Source organism: Pseudomonas sp. HD6422, assembly GCF_025377065.1.
In the GTDB taxonomy this organism is placed as follows: Bacteria; Pseudomonadota; Gammaproteobacteria; order Pseudomonadales; family Pseudomonadaceae; genus Aquipseudomonas; species Aquipseudomonas putida_U.
In genome coordinates, this window is record NZ_JAHWIW010000034.1 from 1 (window position 1) to 18,151 (window position 18,151).

Annotated in this window: 23 protein-coding genes and 1 pseudogene; 15 read left to right on the forward strand and 9 right to left on the reverse strand. The window is 61.9% G+C overall.

What is annotated here, in order from left to right; translation table 11 throughout:
* Nucleotides 1–246: 246 nt before the first annotated feature.
* Nucleotides 247–438, forward strand: a complete 192-nt coding sequence (locus tag KY379_RS21750) for a hypothetical protein (protein ID WP_133329444.1) — start codon at nt 247–249, stop codon at nt 436–438.
* Here KY379_RS21750 and KY379_RS21755 read toward each other — a convergent pair.
* The 3 genes from KY379_RS21755 to KY379_RS21765 all read right to left on the reverse strand — a co-directional run bounded on the left by KY379_RS21755 (nt 425) and on the right by KY379_RS21765 (nt 1,937).
* Entirely contained in the window at nt 425–727 is a 303-nt protein-coding gene (locus KY379_RS21755; RefSeq protein WP_196171849.1) for a hypothetical protein, read from the reverse strand. The two genes, KY379_RS21750 and KY379_RS21755, sit on opposite strands and share 14 nt — an antisense overlap.
* Nucleotides 728–888: 161 nt before the next feature.
* Entirely contained in the window at nt 889–1,218 is a 330-nt protein-coding gene (locus KY379_RS21760; protein WP_261241407.1) for a hypothetical protein, read from the reverse strand.
* 425 nt (nt 1,219–1,643) lie between these two features.
* On the reverse strand, nt 1,644–1,937 hold the full coding sequence (locus KY379_RS21765) for a hypothetical protein (protein WP_261241408.1): 294 nt from the start codon (nt 1,935–1,937) through the stop codon (nt 1,644–1,646).
* A gap of 110 nt (nt 1,938–2,047) precedes the next feature.
* On the opposite strand from KY379_RS21765, the gene KY379_RS21770 reads away from it, so the two are divergent.
* Nucleotides 2,048–2,710, forward strand: coding sequence for an SOS response-associated peptidase (locus KY379_RS21770; protein ID WP_133329438.1), 663 nt, complete (start codon nt 2,048–2,050; stop codon nt 2,708–2,710).
* Between the two features lie 33 nt (nt 2,711–2,743).
* On the opposite strand, the gene KY379_RS21775 is transcribed toward KY379_RS21770, so the two are convergent.
* Together KY379_RS21775 and KY379_RS21780 are read right to left on the reverse strand one after the other, a co-directional pair.
* Nucleotides 2,744–2,926 (reverse strand): hypothetical protein, encoded by a 183-nt coding sequence (locus KY379_RS21775; protein WP_133329436.1) that lies wholly within the window; start codon nt 2,924–2,926, stop codon nt 2,744–2,746.
* Nucleotides 2,927–2,954: 28 nt separating this feature from the next.
* A complete protein-coding gene (locus KY379_RS21780) occupies nt 2,955–3,152 on the reverse strand; it encodes a hypothetical protein (RefSeq protein ID WP_133329434.1) in 198 nt (65 codons plus the stop codon).
* Nucleotides 3,153–3,307: 155 nt separating this feature from the next.
* Between KY379_RS21780 and KY379_RS21785 the strand changes: the two genes are divergently transcribed.
* The 3 genes from KY379_RS21785 (at nt 3,308) to KY379_RS21795 (ending at nt 6,699) form a co-directional block, all read left to right on the forward strand.
* The gene (locus KY379_RS21785; RefSeq protein ID WP_261241409.1) at nt 3,308–3,544 is read left to right on the forward strand and encodes a hypothetical protein; all 237 of its coding nucleotides are present in this window, start codon (nt 3,308–3,310) and stop codon (nt 3,542–3,544) included.
* Nucleotides 3,545–3,779: 235 nt separating this feature from the next.
* Nucleotides 3,780–5,366 carry an ABC-F family ATPase gene (locus KY379_RS21790; RefSeq protein ID WP_133329430.1) on the forward strand — a complete coding sequence of 529 codons (1,587 nt, stop codon included), beginning with the start codon at nt 3,780–3,782 and terminating at the stop codon, nt 5,364–5,366.
* Between the two features lie 151 nt (nt 5,367–5,517).
* Complete coding sequence (locus tag KY379_RS21795) at nt 5,518–6,699, forward strand: MFS transporter (RefSeq protein ID WP_261241410.1); 1,182 nt, start codon at nt 5,518–5,520, stop codon at nt 6,697–6,699.
* Here KY379_RS21795 and KY379_RS21800 read toward each other — a convergent pair.
* Together KY379_RS21800 and KY379_RS21805 are read right to left on the reverse strand one after the other, a co-directional pair.
* On the reverse strand, nt 6,679–7,704 hold the full coding sequence (locus KY379_RS21800) for an alpha/beta hydrolase family protein (RefSeq protein WP_261241411.1): 1,026 nt from the start codon (nt 7,702–7,704) through the stop codon (nt 6,679–6,681). The genes KY379_RS21795 and KY379_RS21800 overlap by 21 nt on opposite strands.
* A gap of 114 nt (nt 7,705–7,818) precedes the next feature.
* Entirely contained in the window at nt 7,819–8,430 is a 612-nt protein-coding gene (locus tag KY379_RS21805) for an FMN-dependent NADH-azoreductase (protein WP_133329424.1), read from the reverse strand.
* A gap of 132 nt (nt 8,431–8,562) precedes the next feature.
* Here KY379_RS21805 and KY379_RS21810 point away from each other — a divergent pair, with 132 nt between their 5' ends.
* The gene (locus KY379_RS21810; protein ID WP_133329422.1) at nt 8,563–9,465 is read left to right on the forward strand and encodes a LysR substrate-binding domain-containing protein; all 903 of its coding nucleotides are present in this window, start codon (nt 8,563–8,565) and stop codon (nt 9,463–9,465) included.
* Nucleotides 9,466–9,475: 10 nt separating this feature from the next.
* Here KY379_RS21810 and KY379_RS21815 read toward each other — a convergent pair whose 3' ends face one another.
* Both KY379_RS21815 and KY379_RS21820 read right to left on the reverse strand, forming a co-directional pair.
* Nucleotides 9,476–9,922 carry a DUF1294 domain-containing protein gene (locus KY379_RS21815; protein WP_261241412.1) on the reverse strand — a complete coding sequence of 149 codons (447 nt, stop codon included), beginning with the start codon at nt 9,920–9,922 and terminating at the stop codon, nt 9,476–9,478.
* Between the two features lie 2 nt (nt 9,923–9,924).
* On the reverse strand, nt 9,925–10,755 hold the full coding sequence (locus tag KY379_RS21820) for an undecaprenyl-diphosphate phosphatase (protein ID WP_133329418.1): 831 nt from the start codon (nt 10,753–10,755) through the stop codon (nt 9,925–9,927).
* 390 nt (nt 10,756–11,145) lie between these two features.
* Here KY379_RS21820 and KY379_RS27465 point away from each other — a divergent pair.
* From KY379_RS27465 to KY379_RS21860, 9 genes and pseudogenes are all read left to right on the forward strand, one after another.
* Nucleotides 11,146–11,817: pseudogene (locus tag KY379_RS27465) on the forward strand (cache domain-containing protein); the annotation flags it as partial.
* Nucleotides 11,818–11,955: 138 nt separating this feature from the next.
* Nucleotides 11,956–12,690 (forward strand): methyl-accepting chemotaxis protein, encoded by a 735-nt coding sequence (locus tag KY379_RS27470; RefSeq protein ID WP_409977290.1) that lies wholly within the window; start codon nt 11,956–11,958, stop codon nt 12,688–12,690.
* A gap of 54 nt (nt 12,691–12,744) precedes the next feature.
* Nucleotides 12,745–13,317 (forward strand): nicotinamide riboside transporter PnuC, encoded by a 573-nt coding sequence (gene pnuC, locus KY379_RS21830; RefSeq protein WP_133329416.1) that lies wholly within the window; start codon nt 12,745–12,747, stop codon nt 13,315–13,317.
* Nucleotides 13,314–13,874: an AAA family ATPase gene (locus KY379_RS21835; RefSeq protein WP_261241413.1), complete on the forward strand. Its 561-nt coding sequence runs from the start codon at nt 13,314–13,316 to the stop codon at nt 13,872–13,874. The genes pnuC and KY379_RS21835 overlap by 4 nt, the downstream gene beginning before the upstream one ends.
* Nucleotides 13,875–14,164: 290 nt before the next feature.
* Nucleotides 14,165–14,602 (forward strand): hypothetical protein, encoded by a 438-nt coding sequence (locus tag KY379_RS21840; RefSeq protein WP_133329412.1) that lies wholly within the window; start codon nt 14,165–14,167, stop codon nt 14,600–14,602.
* Nucleotide 14,603: 1 nt separating this feature from the next.
* Nucleotides 14,604–15,176, forward strand: coding sequence for an adhesin (locus tag KY379_RS21845; protein WP_196173331.1), 573 nt, complete (start codon nt 14,604–14,606; stop codon nt 15,174–15,176).
* Nucleotides 15,177–15,228: 52 nt separating this feature from the next.
* Nucleotides 15,229–16,560, forward strand: a complete 1,332-nt coding sequence (locus KY379_RS21850; RefSeq protein ID WP_196173333.1) for a heme utilization protein — start codon at nt 15,229–15,231, stop codon at nt 16,558–16,560.
* 63 nt (nt 16,561–16,623) lie between these two features.
* Complete coding sequence (locus tag KY379_RS21855) at nt 16,624–17,304, forward strand: C39 family peptidase (protein WP_133329406.1); 681 nt, start codon at nt 16,624–16,626, stop codon at nt 17,302–17,304.
* Nucleotides 17,305–17,347: 43 nt separating this feature from the next.
* Nucleotides 17,348–18,118: a hypothetical protein gene (locus KY379_RS21860; protein ID WP_196173335.1), complete on the forward strand. Its 771-nt coding sequence runs from the start codon at nt 17,348–17,350 to the stop codon at nt 18,116–18,118.
* Nucleotides 18,119–18,151 lie beyond the last annotated feature (33 nt).

Sequence of the window (18,151 nt, forward strand, 5' to 3'; positions counted from 1 at the left end):
CAAGCGGTTTTGCGCTCCTTTGTCCAAGAACAAAGGAGCCCGCCGTAAAGGCGGAAGGGGCCAGTAGCGCCGCTACATCCCTCGGATCAACCACCCAATCACAGAGCCCCCTCCCCCACAAAGAACGAAAAAACTTGCCAATCTTCAGGAACGTTTTCCAATCCCGTATAACCAATAGGTCTTATCCCCCTGCCCAGCTTTAACCGGTACAAGGGGCAAGGACCAGAGTTCCAAGGAGTGGAAACCATGAGCGTCACGCTCAAATGCCTAGAATGCGATGCAGCCGACATCGTCAAACCAGATCGGCCGCACAAAAAGTCCATCGTCACCTGCCGCGCCTGCGGCGCAATCGCCGTCTATGCCGACGTGCTGGAAGCCACCGGCCAACGCCTGATGGCCGAACTCCAGCGCAAGCTCGCATCCCTCAGCGGAACTTGAGCTTGGCCACCCGGCTCAACGCCCAGCCCGCGAATACATAGAACGCGTCCAGGTAGAACAGACCCTCGTAGTTAGGCAAGGATTGCCCCTGCACCAGCACCTCCGGCGTCGGTGGGAACAGGGCATAGATGCCGTTGGGCAGTACCGCCAGTGCAAGCAACAGCAAGTAGGTGATCGTACGCAGCAGGGTCGAGCGGACAGTCGAGCGGTCGGCCCATTTCAGACCGAAGTAAGCGACGACACCGGCGACAGGCAATACCCAGAAATGCGTCGGGATACCGATGAACATTTCAGCCACGATACTTCTGGTTTCCACTCGGAGACCTCCGCAAAAAGAGCTGGATTATCACGAGTGAGGCAGGCGAATGCAAAACTTGCCCCCATGGCGATTCCGGACGCCCACGGGGCGCTCATCACGGATGCAGCCTCTCTCACGATCGCCGGCGCGTTTCAGTCAAGACATTCCCGCGCCGCCATGCGCAACTTGTTGGAGGACAAGAAGCTGCCTTTGTAGAAGGTCGCCCGGCTACCCTCGTGATACGCCACGACCTCCAGCACCTCATCGGAGGTGACCGAACTCGGTGCGGTGATGCGATAGCCGTGGGAAATTGACTTTTGCGTGGTCTGCGGGGCCAGCGCTTGCCATTTCGGCATTACGCAGGCAGCGTAAGCCTCTGGCGTCTTGTGCGTGACCTTACTGCCGGTCGGCTTTCCAGGCGTCGCACAGCCCGCAATGACGGCTATCAGAGTCGAGCAACTGAGAATACGAAATATAGGCATTTGAAATTGATCCATTTGAGCTGATGGATTCTATCAACTGCGGCAAAATCGCACTAACCCACCAAGGTAGAACGGTTCGATCCAGTCGCGCTCAAGCACGGCTATTGAGCCCGATTCGACTGAGCACATAGAGCAGATATGCCGCCTGGCTTGTGAGAACAGCTGGCTCGACAGCTTCGCTGCGCTGTCTGTCGAGGGCGCCCCGCAAGCCCTCTGCCACGGCGCGACAAGCCGGATTGAAGTCGCCTCGCGCTTCATAAATACCGCATTCAGGGCAGTTGACCGAGCGGCCGGAGGGTCCCGTTCTTAGAAGCAACGCTTCGTTTCCACAAATGAAGCAGTCCATTGAGCCTCCTTCCAAGCACGTGGTTCGTTAACTAGGCATAGTCGACACCTGAGGCGCTTTCCAGCGCCCAGGCCGAACGTCACTGTGTCCTGCACCACCACGACTGCGCGTACAGCACGCCGTCGATTTCTTCCATGCCGGTAATGTTCATTCCACATTGGGCCATGCCCGTGACCCGCGCATCGAGCAGCCGCGGAATGATGTCCGGTCCGGGCGCAGGGTTGTGTACCCAGGCCTGGGTAGCGATTCGGCCAAGTGCCTGGCTGTGATGGTCGCCGATATGAACGTCCGCCCTCAGCGGCTGTATCTGGCCCAGATGCCCAGTGGGGATCGCCACACCTTTCACGCGGCGGCGGACAAGAAGGAAAAACATAGCGCACCATCGACACTGTATATAGATACAGCATTTCAGCACCCTATAGCGACAAAATCCACTACCACGCAGCGGACTATGCTTACTTTTTCTGGTGCGGGGACAGTGCGATGTGCGGGCGGCTGACGCAATACCGCGGTATCCATGATTTCGTCGAAACCCTGAGCATGCCCGACGCCTGGCGCAACCACGTCGGCGACGGACAGCTGGACAGGTTCAACGTGGCGCCGAGCACCCCCGTGGCGGTGCTGCGGGTCGATGACGCGGGCTTGCGGGCGGATATGGTGAAATGGGGGTGGCGCCCGCACTGGGCGACCGATCGTCCACCGCCAATCAATGCCCGAGTCGAGAAGGTCGCCCATGGTGCGTTTTTCCGGGCGATCTGGCCGCAACGGGCGATCACGCCGGTGGACGGCTGGTACGAATGGGTCGATGAAGGCGGCCCGAAAAAACAGCCCTATTACATCCGGCGCCGGGACGGTCGCCCTGCCCTGTGCGCCAGCATCGGCCAGTTTGCTGGAAACCAGCATGATGGCTTTGTGATCATCACTGCCGACGCGCTGGGAGGGATGGTCGATGTGCATGATCGGCGGCCGGTTGTTTTGTCAGCCGCGCTTGCCCGGGACTGGCTGTCCCCGCAAACGGCGAATGCACATGCAGAGCAACTGGCACTCAACCTGGGAGAACCGCCTGAAGCCTTCGCGTGGCATCGGGTTGGCATGGCCGTGGGCAATGTGAGGAACGAAGGGCCGCAGTTGATCGTACCGGTATGAGTCCGGACCATTGGCCAGGAAGTTTCCCGCATATCAGGTACGGCCTGCGAGCCTGCTCAAGCGCTTGCTCAGTCCAATGCAAATGTTCGGCAGCATGAGGATGACGAACATCCCCCAAAGCCCGACCTGCTCGGTGCAGTACAGCACCACGCCCAGGACGGTAATGACCAAAGTGGCCAGCCCAGGCAAAGTCACTATGCGCTGCTTGCTGCTCACACCCACTCCCCTCTATCGCAAGTCAATTTCACCATCTGCCTGCGAGGTAGAACGCGCCACCGGTGAAGCCGGTGACGAACAGCCCGCGCAACACATCCGTCAGAGTGCCATCGCCCACCAGGTAGGCCTCGATCTTGGCAGCCAGGAAAAATACCGCGAAGAACAGCGCGACCCCCATGATGCGTCGCTGCAATCTGAACCTGGCCTGGTCACTTCCGATCCACACTATCTCAACTCCTTTGAACGACGATCGCCCTGCCCCAAGAATGCCGTGCCAAGCAGATGCCGGCGCCAACGGCACGACGCTAAGCAGTTTGGCATTGGGAACACGCAGAATACGGCTATGTTCAGATCATGTCTGCATCAATCGAGGAATACTTCATGAGCATCCGCAGCCTGGCGAAAAATCTTCCAGCAGATCCGAGCCGCGAAGGCTGGGTGCTCGGTTGGGGCGTGTTGCGAGACCGTTATCCCTGGCATTTCGTCGACGTCTACGCCGACCATAAGACCGCGAAAGCCGAGGCCGAGCGCCGTGGTGAAGGTTACGTGGTGGAGTACGGTTCGCACCGCCTGGGGTCGAATCAGTTCATCTGTGGGGTGGTACCACCTGAAGGCTGAATGCTTGCCCCCCTGCAACTGCCACCTCACCTATGCGACAATAGGCTCAATGTTCGGCCTCAACCCCCGCATTTATCGCCCAACAGCTCGGGCATAGCGTGCAGATGCTCTCATCGACTCATGCGCGCTGGACGAACTCGTCCAACGACTGGCAGGTGCTAGCTCAGCGCCAGATTGGTCCGAAATGGGTCCGCAGCTGCGACGAAGCCACGTAAGTTATTGATAGGTAAGCTCCTTGATCTCCACCGCCAACATCACCATGCAGTTCGGCTCCAAGCCGCTGTTCGAAAACGTCTCGGTCAAATTCAACAACGGCAACCGCTATGGCCTGATCGGTGCCAACGGCTGCGGCAAATCCACCTTCATGAAGATTCTCGGTGGCGACCTGGAGCCGTCCGGTGGCCAGGTCATGCTCGAGCCGAACACCCGCCTGGGTAAACTGCGCCAGGACCAGTTCGCCTACGAAGAATTCAGCGTCATCGACACGGTGATCATGGGCCACGGCCAGCTGTGGCAGGTCAAGGCCGAGCGCGACCGCATCTACTCGCTGCCGGAAATGACCGAAGAAGACGGCATGGCCGTCGCCGAGCTGGAAACCGAATTCGCCGAGATGGACGGCTATACCGCCGAATCCCGCGCCGGCGAACTGCTGCTGGGCCTGGGTATTCCGCTGGAACAGCATTTCGGCCCGATGAGCGAAGTCGCACCAGGCTGGAAACTGCGCGTGTTGCTGGCTCAGGCCCTGTTCTCGGATCCGGACGTACTGCTGCTCGACGAACCGACCAACCACCTGGACATCAACACCATTCGCTGGCTGGAAACCATCCTCACCGCGCGTAACAGCACCATGGTGATCATTTCCCACGACCGGCACTTCCTCAACAGTGTCTGCACCCACATGGCCGACCTGGACTATGGCGAGTTGCGGGTATTCCCAGGCAACTACGACGAGTACATGACCGCAGCTACCCAGGCGCGCGAACAATTGCTGTCGGACAACGCCAAGAAGAAAGCGCAGATCGCCGAGCTGCAGACCTTCGTCAGCCGCTTCTCGGCCAACGCCTCCAAAGCCAAGCAGGCGACGTCGCGCGCCAAGCAGATCGACAAGATCCAGCTGGCCGAAGTCAAGCCGTCGAGCCGCGTGAGTCCGTTCATCCGCTTCGAGCAGACCAAGAAGCTGCACCGCCAGGCGGTCACCGTCGAGAAGATGGCCAAGGCCTTCGACGACAAGGTGCTGTTCAAGGACTTCAGCTTCACCATCGAAGCCGGCGAACGGGTGGCGATCATCGGCCCCAACGGCATCGGCAAGACCACCCTGCTGCGCACGCTGGTCGGCGAGCTGACCCCTGACAAGGGTGAAGTGAAGTGGACCGACAGTGCCGAAGTGGGCTACTACGCCCAGGACCACGCCCACGACTTCGAGGACGACGTGACCCTGTTCGACTGGATGGGCCAATGGACCAGCGGCGAACAGGTGATCCGCGGCACGCTCGGACGCATGCTGTTCTCCAACGATGAGATCCTCAAGTCGGTGAAGGTGATTTCCGGCGGTGAGCAAGGCCGCATGCTGTTCGGCAAGCTGATCCTGCAGAAACCGAACGTGCTGGTGATGGACGAGCCGACCAACCACCTGGACATGGAGTCGATCGAGGCGCTGAACCTGGCGCTGGAGAACTACCCAGGCACGCTGCTGTTCGTCAGCCACGACCGCGAGTTCGTGTCGTCGTTGGCTACCCGCATCATCGAGCTGACGGCCGATGGCGTGGTGGACTTCAGCGGTACCTACGACGATTACCTGCGTAGTCAGGGCGTGGTGGTCTAAGCCATCGACAGAGGACTGGGCACCTTCTGGTGCCTGGTCCGCCCTCCAGCAGGTGGGGCTACCGGTCGAATAATTCGTTAGCCTGCTTTCATTTATCCTTCGCAACAGCCATGATGGGGTCACGCCCAACCGCCCGCCCGCGAACGAGCCCATGACTGCGCAAGAACCTGCCCCCAGCAACACCTTCGGCATCACCCTGCAGATCCTCTCGATCGTCTTCTACACCTTCATTGCATTTCTCTGCATCGGCCTGCCGATCGCTGTGCTGCCCAGCTATGTTCATGACCAGCTGGGCTTCGGCGCGATCGTCGCCGGGCTGACCATCGGCCTGCAATACCTGGCCACGCTGACCAGCCGCCCCTTCGCCGGACGCGTGGCCGACACGCTCGGCGGCAAGCGCGCGATCAGCTATGGACTGCTGGGCATCGCTGGTTGCGGTGTGTTGACGCTGCTGTCGGCCTGGACCGTGTCCAGCCCACTGCTCAGCCTCGTGCTGCTGCTGATCGGGCGTGTGCTGCTCGGCGTGGCTCAAGGCCTGATCGGCGTCGCCACGCTGAGCTGGGGCATCAACCAGGTCGGCGCCGAGCACACGGCTCGGGTGATTTCCTGGAACGGCATCGCCTCTTACGGCGCCATCGCCATCGGTGCCCCCGTGGGGGTGTTGGCAGTGGAGTACTTGAGCTTTGCCGTGCTCGGGCCGGCGTTGCTGGTGATGGCAGTACTGGCGTTGTTGGTGCTGCGTAGACGGGAGGACGTGGTGATCACCCGGGGCGAGCGCTTGCCGTTCTGGTCGGCCTTCGGTCGCGTGGCACCTTGCGGGCTGGGCCTGACCCTGGCCTCCATCGGCTACGGCACGCTGACCACCTTCGTCACCCTCTACTACCTGCAACGTGGCTGGCAGGGGGCGGCGTTGTGCCTGAGCGCATTCGGCGTGTGCTTCATCATCTCGCGACTGTTGTTCGTCAACGCGGTCAACCGTTTCGGTGGCTACAACGTGGCTATCGCCTGCATGGCTACCGAGGTAGTCGGTCTGAGCCTGCTGTGGTTGGCTCCGGCGCCCGCCTGGGCGCTGGTAGGCGCGGGTTTGACCGGTTTCGGTCTGTCGCTGGTGTACCCGGCGCTAGGGGTGGAAGCGATCAAGCAGGTCCCCGCCAGCAGTCGGGGGGCGGGTCTGGGCGCCTATGCCGTGTTCTTCGACATGGCGTTGGCGATCGCCGGTCCGGTGATGGGGGCAGTGGCCGTGCACCTGGGCTATGCCTCGATCTTCGGGGTCGCTGCCCTGCTGTCGCTGGCCGGCGTCGGGCTCTGCCTGCTACTTGTCCGCCGCCGCTGAGCGCTCAGCCATCGCCGGCGCGCCTAGGGTTTGGCTGAAGAACGCTGCGGTGTCCTGCTGCAAGGTATGATGGATATGCCGACGGTCGACGCCCTCGGCGTCCTTGCACAGAGCCGGCATGCGCGCTTGTTGCTCGGCATCGCAGCGGGCCATGAACACGAAGTGCCCGGCTCCTGCTAACAAGCGATAGTCCGGTGTGATCGGCAGCTTTCGCGCCAACGCCTCGGCGTTGCGATCCACCGCCACCAACTGGTCGCGATCTCCGCTGTAGATCAATGCCGGGACCTGCACTCCGGCCAAGGCCTGTCGGCCGAACAGCAGGCTCAATGGCGCCATCAACATCACCGCCCCTACCCGAGGGTCGGCCTGCGGGGCCAGCTCGTTGCGGTCGGCAATCAGGACCCCGTGAGTCTTGCAGGCATCGTGGTCCTCCGGTCGTTCCAGGCAATACCGGCGCAGACGCTCGAGGTCGGGCTGGGCACCGGACAGAATCAGTGCCGTTTCGCCACCAGCGGAATAGCCGATCACCCCGACCTTGCCAGCGGACAGGTGGGGGCCGAGCACCGTATCGTCACGCGCAGCGCTGATCGCCGCGCTGATCTGCAAGGGACGTCCATAGAGGTTGCTCAAGGTCCCCAGGCGGCTGGGATCGCGGGCATTGTCGCCGGGATGGACCACGGCCACCACGACGAACCCAGCACGCGCCAGCGAGGTCGCCAGGTAGTGCAAGGCCAGCGGGCTACCGGTGTTGCCATGAGACAGCACCAGCAGGGGAAATTGCCCCATCGCAACCGGCGCTTCCTCGGCTACCTGCAGCCGGTAACCGTCGATGCGTTGCTCGTGGGTGCGGCCATTGGCTGGATAGAACGCCAACGCCTGCATGGGCCGAGCGTCGACCGGGTCGGTCAGGTTCATGTGATGCAGGCCGGCCACCGAGGGCGTTGCCTGGGCGTGGCCGAGCAGGCCGCAGAGCATCAGTGCCAGCAAAGGACGGGGGATGTTCATCGGCTGCTGTCGCCGCGAGAAGGAATCGGCCCAGCATAAGCCGGGCTCAGGCGCAGAAGGATGAAAACTGGATGAAAGGACAGGGACGCGTGCAGCGCCCTGTCCAAGCGCTCATCAGGCCGCGGCGAACAGTTCGTTGGCGATCTGCGCCTGGGCGTCGTCGATAGCCTTGCTGCGCTGTTCCGGGCCGTAGGCCAGGCCATGGGCGCGAACCACTTCGAGGTCGGTGATACCGATGAAGCCGAGGAACACCTTGAGGAAGTCTTCATGGCCGACACCGGTCGGCTGGCCTGCGTGCAGGCCACCGGCGGTCGAGACGAGCACCACCTTCTTGTCCCCGCACAGACCTTCGGGACCGGCTTCGGTGTAACGGAAGGTCTTGCCGGCAACGGCGACGCGATCGATCCAGGCTTTGAGCTGAGTCGGCACGCTGAAGTTGTACATCGGCGCACCGATCACCACGGCGTCGGCGGCGAGGAACTCTTCCAGGGTTTCGGCGCTGAGCTTGGCCTCGAAGGCCTGGGCGGCATCACGCACGTCTTCCGGAGTGCCGGCAGCTACCAACGTGGCGGCGGAGAAGTGAGCGATGGCATCGGCGGCCAGGTCGCGGTAAACCACTTCGACGCTGGGGTCTGCGGCTTTCCAGGCCTCGACCACTTCACGGCTGAGCTGGCGAGAGGCGGAATTGTCGCCGAGGATGCTCGAATCGATATGCAACAGTTTCATGGGGCTCTCCTGTGAGTGAGGACCGCGGCGGTGGCGATCACGATGGAGAGAATCCTAACCAACCGGCTAATAGCTGAAAAGACCGTAAAAATGCGTTAGTTTGTCCCACGTATAGGACAGTGGACAAAAAATGTGCAAGACCTTAATGACTTATTCTATTTTGCCCGCGTCGTGGAAGCCGGTGGTTTCGCCGCCGCCGGGCGCCAGCTCGGCATCCCCAAATCGCGGCTGTCCCGGCGCATCGCCGAGCTCGAGGAACGCCTGGGTACCCGCTTGCTGCAACGCACCACGCGCCAACTGAAGCTCACCGCAGTGGGTGAACGCTACCTGCACCACTGTCAGGCCATGCTGATGGAGGCCGAAGCCGCCGACGAGGTAGTGGCCAGCATGAGCAGCGAACCGCGGGGGCGCTTGCGGGTATCGTGCCCGGTAGCGCTGGCACATGCCTTTTTGCCCGAGGTGATCAGCCGCTTTCTGGAACAGTACCCGTTGGTGCAACTGGACATGGTCCTGCTCAACCGCCGCGTCGACCTGATTTCCGAAGGTATCGACGTCGCACTACGAGTGCGCAATCTTGGCGAGGAAGATCCGACTCTGGTCACCCGTCGCCTGCGTCAGGCGCAAATGCAACTGGTGGCCGCACCGGGTTTCGCCGACCATATCCGAGACCCGGCCGAACTGGCGTCGCTGCCGGTGTTGGGTGCTGTCGAGGCCGATCGCCTTGTGCATCTGCGACTGCTCGGCCCCCAAGGCCGTCAGCAGGAAATCGCCCTGGAACCGCGTCTGGCCATCGATGATTTCGTCGTACGCAACGCCGCTGTGCGCGCCGGCTTGGGCTTCACGGCCCTGCCAAGCATGTTCTGTGAAGAAGAGCTCGAGCGCGGCGAGCTGGTACGTTTGCTCCCGGAATGGTCGCTGCCGGGCGGCTACCTGCAGGCGGTATATCCGCACCGGCGTGGCTTGTTGCCCGCGGTGCGGGCCTGGATCGACCACCTGGCGGCTTCGTTCGAGGCCTGTGCAGAGCGCTATGTCTGAACTGCTGTAGTCAGCCGAAGCTGCCGAACAGTTGCTGCCACGGCAGCCGCCCGCCAAGCCACAGGAAATCCAGCCAGAACACCTGGTGTGCCAGGACGATGCCCCAGAACACCAGCTGGTAGGAGAGCTTGCGGGTCTTGTGCCGGAACAGCTGCTGGGCCACCAGCGCACCCGGCCAACCGCCGAGCAGTTCACTGGCGTGCAGGATCTTTTCCGGCGTGCGCCAGGCCTGGCTGCGTGCCTGGTGCTTGTCCTGCCAGTACAGCAACACGGTCACCAGGCTCGCCAATGGATACACTGCCAACGGCACCCAGCCCTGCCCCGACAGGCCCATGCGCGTTGCGCCCAGCAAGGGCAGCAGGCACAGCGCGACCAACACCAGCAGTTTCAGGCGCGTATTGCGCACGCCCTCTTCGCGCCCACTGGCGCGCCGCCGAGGCGCTTGTTCGCGAGCCATGGTCAGCCGTTCGCCGTTGACCAATCGACCCAGCCGAACTGCCAGGTGGCCAGGATCAACAGACCGAAGACGATGCGATACCAGGCGAACGCGGCATAGCTATGGTTGGCGATGAACTTCAGCAGGGCCCGCACGGCGATCATGGCGAAGATGAACGAGGTCACGAAGCCCACGGCGAATACCGGCAAATCGCTGGGTTGGAACAGGTCGCGGTACTTGTAGCCCGAATACACCGCTGCACCGACCATGGTGGGCATGGCCAGGAAGAACGAGAACTCCGTGGCAGCCTTGCGCGACAGACCGAAGAGCAAGCCGCCGATGATGGTCGACCCCGAGCGCGAAGTGCCAGGAATCATTGCCACGCATTGCACGAAGCCGATCTTCAGGGCGTGACTCCAACGCATCTCATCGACATGATCGACCTCGATGCGGTGCTCGCGACGCTCCGCCCAGAGCATGATAAAACCGCCCACAACCAGGGCCAAAGCCACGGTAATGGGGTTGAACAGGTATTCGTGGATCAGGTCGGCGAACAGCACTCCCAGTACCACCGCCGGCATGAACGCCAGCAGCAGGTTAGCGGTGAAGCGGCGCGCAGTCGGCTGGCTGGTCAGACCGAAGACCACATCGAGGATCTTGCGGCGGAATTCCCAGACCACCGCGAGAATCGCCCCGAGCTGGATGATGATGTTGAAGGCCATGGCCCGCTCGCCACCGAAGCCGATCAGATCGGCGACGATGATCTGGTGACCGGTGCTTGAAATGGGCAGGAATTCCGTCAGTCCTTCGACCACGCCCAAGATGATTGCCTGAAAGGCACTCCAAAAATCCATCCACTCCCCCGTTGGAGCGCTGCCTTCATGGGCAGGCCCCTCGTTCTTGATTTACTTGTATGCCACGCATGGCCCTGCGGTTTTTACAGCGACAGGTGGGACAAATGCCAGCAGAAAAGTTCATCCCACCTAAAGGTTTCATCTGACGCGGCCGAGATCCTATCAGAGCGCCTCTGCCAAGGCTTGTCGCGGTAAAGCATAGCGCTCACTGATGGCAGTTAGCCATTGGTCGAGTGTGGCACGACGCCCGGACATGCTTGGATAGACCTGAATAAAAAGAACAATCAGGGAGTATTGATGATGAAGGCATTGAGGTCGATGTCGATCAGCCGCCGCTTGTGGCTGATTCTGCTGGTGGCGGTGGTGATGCTGGTGGCTCTGGGGCTGTTGATGTTGCGCCAGATCCATGGCGATCTCTACCAGGCCAAGGCCGAGAAAACCCGCCATGTGGTACAGACCGCCGCCGGCGTGCTGGCCTACTACCAGGGATTGGAAGCGGCCGGCAGCTTGAGCCGTGAGGCCGCCCAGAGCCAGGCACTGCAGGCCGTGCGGGGGCTGCGTTATGACAAGGACGACTACTTCTGGATCAACGATCTGGGGCCGAAGATGATCATGCATCCGGCCAACCCCAAACTCGATGGCAAGGACCTGTCGGCCATCCGTGACCCCGACGGCTTCGCCGTGTTCAACGAGATGGTCGCTCTCGCCCGCAGCCAGGGCGAAGGTCCGGTGAACTACCGCTGGCCCAAGCCCGGAGCCGCCGACCCGGTCGCCAAGACCTCGTACATCCAGCTGTTCAAGCCCTGGGGCTGGATCATTGGCTCGGGGGTCTACGTCGACGACGTCCAGGCTGAATTCAATCGCCAGCTGCGCGACAGTCTACTGCTGGGGCTGGGTATCGTCCTGCTGATGGCACTGGTGGTCATGATGATCGCCCGCAGCATCGCCCTGCCGTTGCAGCAGGCCGTACAAGCCATGGGCAACATCGCCAGTGGCGAAAGCGACCTGACCCGACGCCTGGATACCCATGGCCGGGACGAGCTCAGCCACCTCGGCGAGCATTTCAATCAGTTCAACGGCAAGCTTCAGGGCGTGGTCGGCCAGTTGCAGCGCACCGCCCATGCCCTCGCCCAATCCGCAGGTCAAGTGGGCGACAACGCCGGCGCTACCCGAGCGCACAGCAGTCAGCAATCGCTGCAGATGGATCAGGTTGCCACGGCCGTCAACGAAGTCACCTACGCCGTACAGGACGTGGCCAAGACCGCCGAACAAGCCGCTGGGGAAATGCACGCCGCGCAGCAACAAGTGGAACATGGCCAGCAGGCGATCCACGGCAGCCTGCAGCAGATCGATCGACTGTCGGCCACCATCGAGCAAGCCGTACAGGTCATCCGCGACCTGGCCGGGCATAGCACGCGCATTGGCGGCGTACTGGAGGTCATTCGCTCCATCGCCGAGCAGACCAACCTGCTGGCGCTCAACGCCGCTATCGAAGCGGCACGTGCTGGCGATCAGGGCCGCGGCTTTGCCGTGGTCGCCGACGAAGTTCGCCTGCTGGCCCAGCGCACCGCCCAGTCGACCGCCGAAATCCACACCATGATCGAGCACCTGCAAGGGCAGTCCGATGCGGCGGTACGGGCCATCGACACCAGCAGCGAGGCCTCGCGCCAGACCGTCGAACAGGCCCGCGAGGCGGGTTCCAGTCTGGATGCCATCAGCCAGGCGCTGCACAATCTGACCGCACTCAACGCGTCGATCGCCAGTGCCACCTTGCAGCAGTCCCATGTGGTCGAGGAAATCAACCGCAATGTGCTCGACACGGCCGGGCTGTCGCAGCAGACCGCCGATGCCGCACGACACTCCAGTGAGGCCGGGACCGCCTTGGCACAATTGAGCGAACAACTGGAACAATTGCTCAGGCAGTTCCGCGTGTAATGCCAGCGGCCGGCAGGTTACAATCACGCCCTTTTCCCTACCGAAGGAGCGCTGATGTCCGGCCTCGAACTGATCGCCGCCGTGCTCGGCGTGAGCGCCGTCTGGCTGACGGTCAAACAGAACGCCTGGTGCTGGCCGATCGGCCTGGTCATGGTGCTGATCTATGGCTGGCTGTTCTTCGAGGTGAAGCTGTATTCGGGCATGTTGCTGCAACTGGCATATGCCGTGCTGACGCTTTACGGCTGGTGGCAGTGGAAACGTCCGGATCGGGTCGAGGACGCGCGCCGAGTCTCGCGCCTGGGTAGGTCGACCTTGCTCGCCGGGCTCGCCGCAGGCGTGCTGATGAGCCTGGCGCTGGGCGCTGGCATGGCGAACTGGACCGACGCTGCGCTGCCCTGGCTGGATGCGACCCTGACCGGCTTCAGCCTGGTGGCGCAGTTGTGGATGGCGCAGAAGCGCCTGCAATGCTGGCCGCTGTGGGTGGTGGTGGATGTGGCGTATGTTGGCCAGTACCTGCACCAAGGCATGTATTTCACCGCCGGTTTTTTCGCCGTGCTCACTGTGATCGCCGTACGCGGCTGGCTGGAATGGCGCCGTGATCCGGCGCTGGCCCAGGTGGCGCCATGAAGGTCGTCGTACTATGCGGACCGGAATCCAGCGGCAAGAGCTGGCTCAGCGGCCTGATCCAGGCGCGATTCGGCGGAGTGGTGGTGTCCGAGTACGTGCGACATTTCATCGACCACGAGTGCCGAGACACCTGTTATGCCGATATCCCGGTCATTGCCCAGGGGCAATTGGCCTGGGAAGATCAGGCTCGTCGGCAAGCCCCGGAATTGCTGATCCTCGATACCCACCTGCTGAGCAACATGCTCTGGAGCCGCGCCCTGTTCGACGACTGCCCGGCCTGGCTCGAGCAGGCGCTGCTCGCGCGGCGCTACGACCTGCACCTGTTGCTTAGCCCCGAGGGCGTTGACTGGGTCGCCGATGGCCAGCGCAGCCAGCCGGAGCTGCGCGACCGCCAGGCGTTCTTCGACGACTCCCTCGCCTGGCTGGAAGAACATCGACAACCCCTGCAGATCATCGGCGGTGACTGGTCAGCCCGTGAAAGCGCCGCGCTCAATGCAGTGCAGCAGTTGCTGGAGAAAAACGGCCCCATCCGCTCACTGGGTGTTAATTCGGCGTAACACCACCCCGGGGCCTTTCCCCCGTATTTGCGGGCTTTGCTCCAGTTTCGGGGGCAGTGAAAAATTCGTGAAACACCCTTACCCAACATCGCTCAGACAACGTACTAGCTGGGCCGAGCCGTGATTCTCCGAATAACTTGTATCAGCCTTGAAACAGCCAGCTCCCTACCCACCCTAGCAATTGTGGCTAACCCACTGAATTTCCTACCTTAACGAAAACCGGCACACCTTCTGCTCTAGTTCGTGGCAATGCTGAACGGAACCAGCGCTCTGAAGAAGGAATTGCCATCGTGGGGAATATCGAAAAAGGCTTCTACAGCCTGTTGCTGATCGGATGCACAATCGCGGCCAGTCTGAGTCAGACGGCCCAGGCGGACAACGGCATCATCGTCATCACCCGCGATGTGCAGACTCGCAATGCCACGCGCCCGCCCCTCGCTCCCGACCCCTACCCGACCACTGCCAACGCCAACCCCTCCGCGCAGGTACTTCGGCAAACCAACGAGCTGAGCGACGGCGACTTCGCCAGCATCAGCAGCGGTGCCGGCATCTCCGCGATGGTGACCCAGCAGACCAACAACATCAACGCACAAGTCGGTAACCCGCAACAGTTGCCGAATATGGCAGGTGGTCGCGCCAGCGGTGGCGGCAACGGCATCTCCAACATGGTCAACTCCAGCGTCCAACGTGGCATGGGCGCCTTGAACATCCTCACCGGAGGCAAGTGACATGAGGCACTCGCTGCTGATCACGGCCCTGTTCTGCAGTACTTCGGCCCTTGCCCAGTCGCCGGTGGTGGATACCGCCATCATCGACAGCTCCGCCAGCCGCTACCAGGGCAACATGGCGGTCAACCAGGCTGCCGGCGACCAGCAGCAACAGGCCAACGCCCGCGCCTTCGCCGTCGGCCCCCGGGCCAGCGCCAACTACCAGATCCGCCAGAACCTCGACACCCTGGCCGATCCCGCCCGCGATACCCGTGCGCAGATCAACGGCGATGCCTTCAGCCATGGCAGCGGTGCCCTGGGCGTGAACCAGAGTGCCGGGGCCAACACCCAGCAAGCCAATGCGCTGCGCATCAGCATCGGCACGCAGCCACAAAGTCTCGACGACAGCGTCCTTCTGCAGCAGAACGTGGCGCTGGTCAACAACTCCGATGCACCTGGATCCGTACCCGGCTATCGCCAGGTCACCACCAGCGACCGGGCCTTCACCGGTAGCCGTGGGGTCATCCAGGTGAATCAGAGCGCCGGGGTAGGAAATCGAACTGCCAATACCCTGAGCGTCCGGGTCGCGGACTGACCCAAACAGGTAAAGACAGCACTTAACCTAAAACAACGTACGGAGAATCACCATGAAACCCTCGATGGCACTCAAGCCTCTGGTTTTCGCAATTGCTGCGGTCATGGCTGTTGCTGTACAAGCTGGGCAAAGCAGTCACAACAACGGCCATAACAACGGTCACAATAATGGCCACAACAACGGCCATAACGGTGGTCACAACGGCAACGACGATCCAACCGTGATCTACATCTCGGCGACCGCCAATGCCATGGACGCCCAGAGCAGCACAGACAATAAGATCCTCAACGAAGGCACCCTCAATGGCGCTGAAATGAGCAACTCGGCCACCGGCACCAGCGGCAACGTGGGGGTCAACGTGGCGGCAGGCTCCGGCAACCAGCAGGACAACGCCGCCGCCATCGCCAACGCCGCAGCCGAATCGAGCCTGGACAACAGCTTCGTCTTCGGCACCGCCACTGCAACCGCCCAGGTCAACCAGTACAGCAACAACAACAAGGTGAACAATTACGGCAGCCAAGCGGCTGCAGTGATGAGCGGATCGGGTAACAGCGGCAGCGGCAACATGGGCATCAACATCGCTGGCGGCGACCTGAACCAGCAGAAAAACACCATGGCCATCGCCAACGCCGGTGCTGACATCGGCAACGCGGTAGCGACCGCCTCGGCCACCCAGACCGGCCCAGGCCTGGTCGTGAACAACCGTGCTGACCGTACCTATCGAGTGGATACGCTGACCTACACCACTCGGGCCACCGGTTCCACCGCCCGCGCCAACGCCTCGAACCTGGTGTCCGACAGCACCTCGTCGTGGGCCAAGAACGCCAGTGGCTCGAGCAGCCACAATGCAAGTGGCAGCGCAAGCTGGGGCGCCTCGGGCTCGAAGAGCTCGGAATCCAATTCGTCCCACAACGCTTCGCTGGATGTGACGTTCAACGCAGCCGCCAACGCATCGACCACCCGCACCTGGGATTATGGCCGTCATGAGCGCAGTGAAAGCGAAACGTTCGATGGATCCCTGGATGCATCGCTCAACGCCACCGTGGATGCCTCGCACAGTTCGAGCCATGACTCGTCGTTCGAGAAGGCCTACGATTCGTCCTATGACAAATCGTCCAGTTCGAGCTACGAAAAATCCAAGGATGGAAGCTCCGAGTCCCACCAGAACGTAGCCCAGAGCTACAGCGAGAGCAGCTCCTACGACCTGAGCAACACCGTGTCGTTCCAGGTTCTGACTCCGACCGGCTGGGCCAACCCTGTGACCAACATCGCAACCCTGAGCGGTTCGGTCAATGGCGGCAGTGGCAACCTCGGTGTCAACGTGGCAGCGGGCGTGGGCAACCAGCAAAGCAACTCGCTGGCCATTTCCAACGTCTCGTTCTAACCAGCGCGTAACAGAGGCCCCCTTCGGGGGGCCTTTGCCACGACCGTATCAGAGGCGTTCGACATGCGCATTTTGGCCCTGGCATGTTTGCTGTGTGTGGCAAGTATTAGCGAAGCGGCGCAGATGCCGCTTTCCGTGCTTCCTGGTGGCGCTGTGATTTACAAGCCGATCCAGAGTATCCGCGAACGCAAGTTCGCCGACCTGGTGCAACAGAAAACCGATTTCAGCTGCGGCGCAGCCGCGCTCGCGACCATCCTGCGCCAGGCCTACTGGCTGGATGTCGACGAAAAACAGATCATCGAAGGCATGCTGGCCCATGCCGACCCAGAACTGGTGAGGGTCCAGGGCTTTTCCATGCTGGACATGAAACGCTATGTCGAAAGCCTGGGCATGCGCGCCCGGGGCTATCGGGTGGCAGCGGACACCCTGACCAGCGTGCGCATTCCGGTAGTCGTCCTGATGGACATCCGCGGCTACAAACATTTCGTGGTCATGCAGAAGGTCGACAAGGGCTGGGTGTACATCGGCGATCCGGTATTGGGCCACAAACGCTATAAAGTCGACGATTTCCTCAAAGGCTGGAACGGCATCATCTTCGCCGTGATCGGCCAAGGCTACGACAAGGGCAACGCCCTGCTCGATCCGCCCTTGCCACTGACCGCGAAAGGCCGCATCAACAATTTCACCCCGGTACAGGACGCGGAGTTGATGGACTTCGGCTTCATCCAAAGCGACTTCTTCTAATCGACTCTTATAACAAAAGAGCACGAAGCTCGGGGAGCATCCCATGAAGATTCCAACCTGGCTCACCCTGGCCTGCCTCGCGGCGAGCCTGCCCACCCAGGCGCAGACGTTTGCGCCCATCGAACTCAAGGACCATGAACTGGCCAATCTGCGCGGGCGCTTCGTCATGCCCGGGCGCATCATCAGCTTCGGCGTCGTCATGTCCAGCACCTGGCAGAACGCCAAAGGCGAGGTGATTGGCGTCAGTTCGACGATGCAGATCCAGCAGAACACCATCAAACCGCAATTCTATGTCTCGACCATCGACGAAAAATCCACCACCAGCGGCCAGTCGAGCCAAGCCGGCACCATCAGCGCCGGAACCGGCACCGTGACCGGCGGCGCCGGGCTGGGCACCACCCAGGGCGTGACCCAGGTCGTGCGCGCCGCCGGGGACAACAACGCCGCCAACAACGACGTCGCCATCAACGTCACCAAGGCCAGCCAAGCCGGCAGTACGGCTTCGACGACGCCCAAGGGCCAGTTGCTGACCGCCGGCTCGACGATCTCCGCCAGTAATGGCGCAGGCTCGATGAGCGTTTCGTCCACCAGCAGTGGTGTACAGATGAACATCGTCGCCAGCAACAACCAGGGCGCAACCCTGCAGCGCCTGGCCCAGGGCGGCCTGTTGCAGAACGCCACCCTGCTCGGCACTGGCAACCAGGTGAAGAACTTCACCTCGCTCAACGTGGTGCTACGCGACAACGTGTCGACCGCCGGCGCGGTGAGCGGCAACCTGGATCAGCTTAAAGGCCTTCGCACCCTCGGATACTGATCTACGCTTCGTCTCATCAAATGCAGTCGGAAG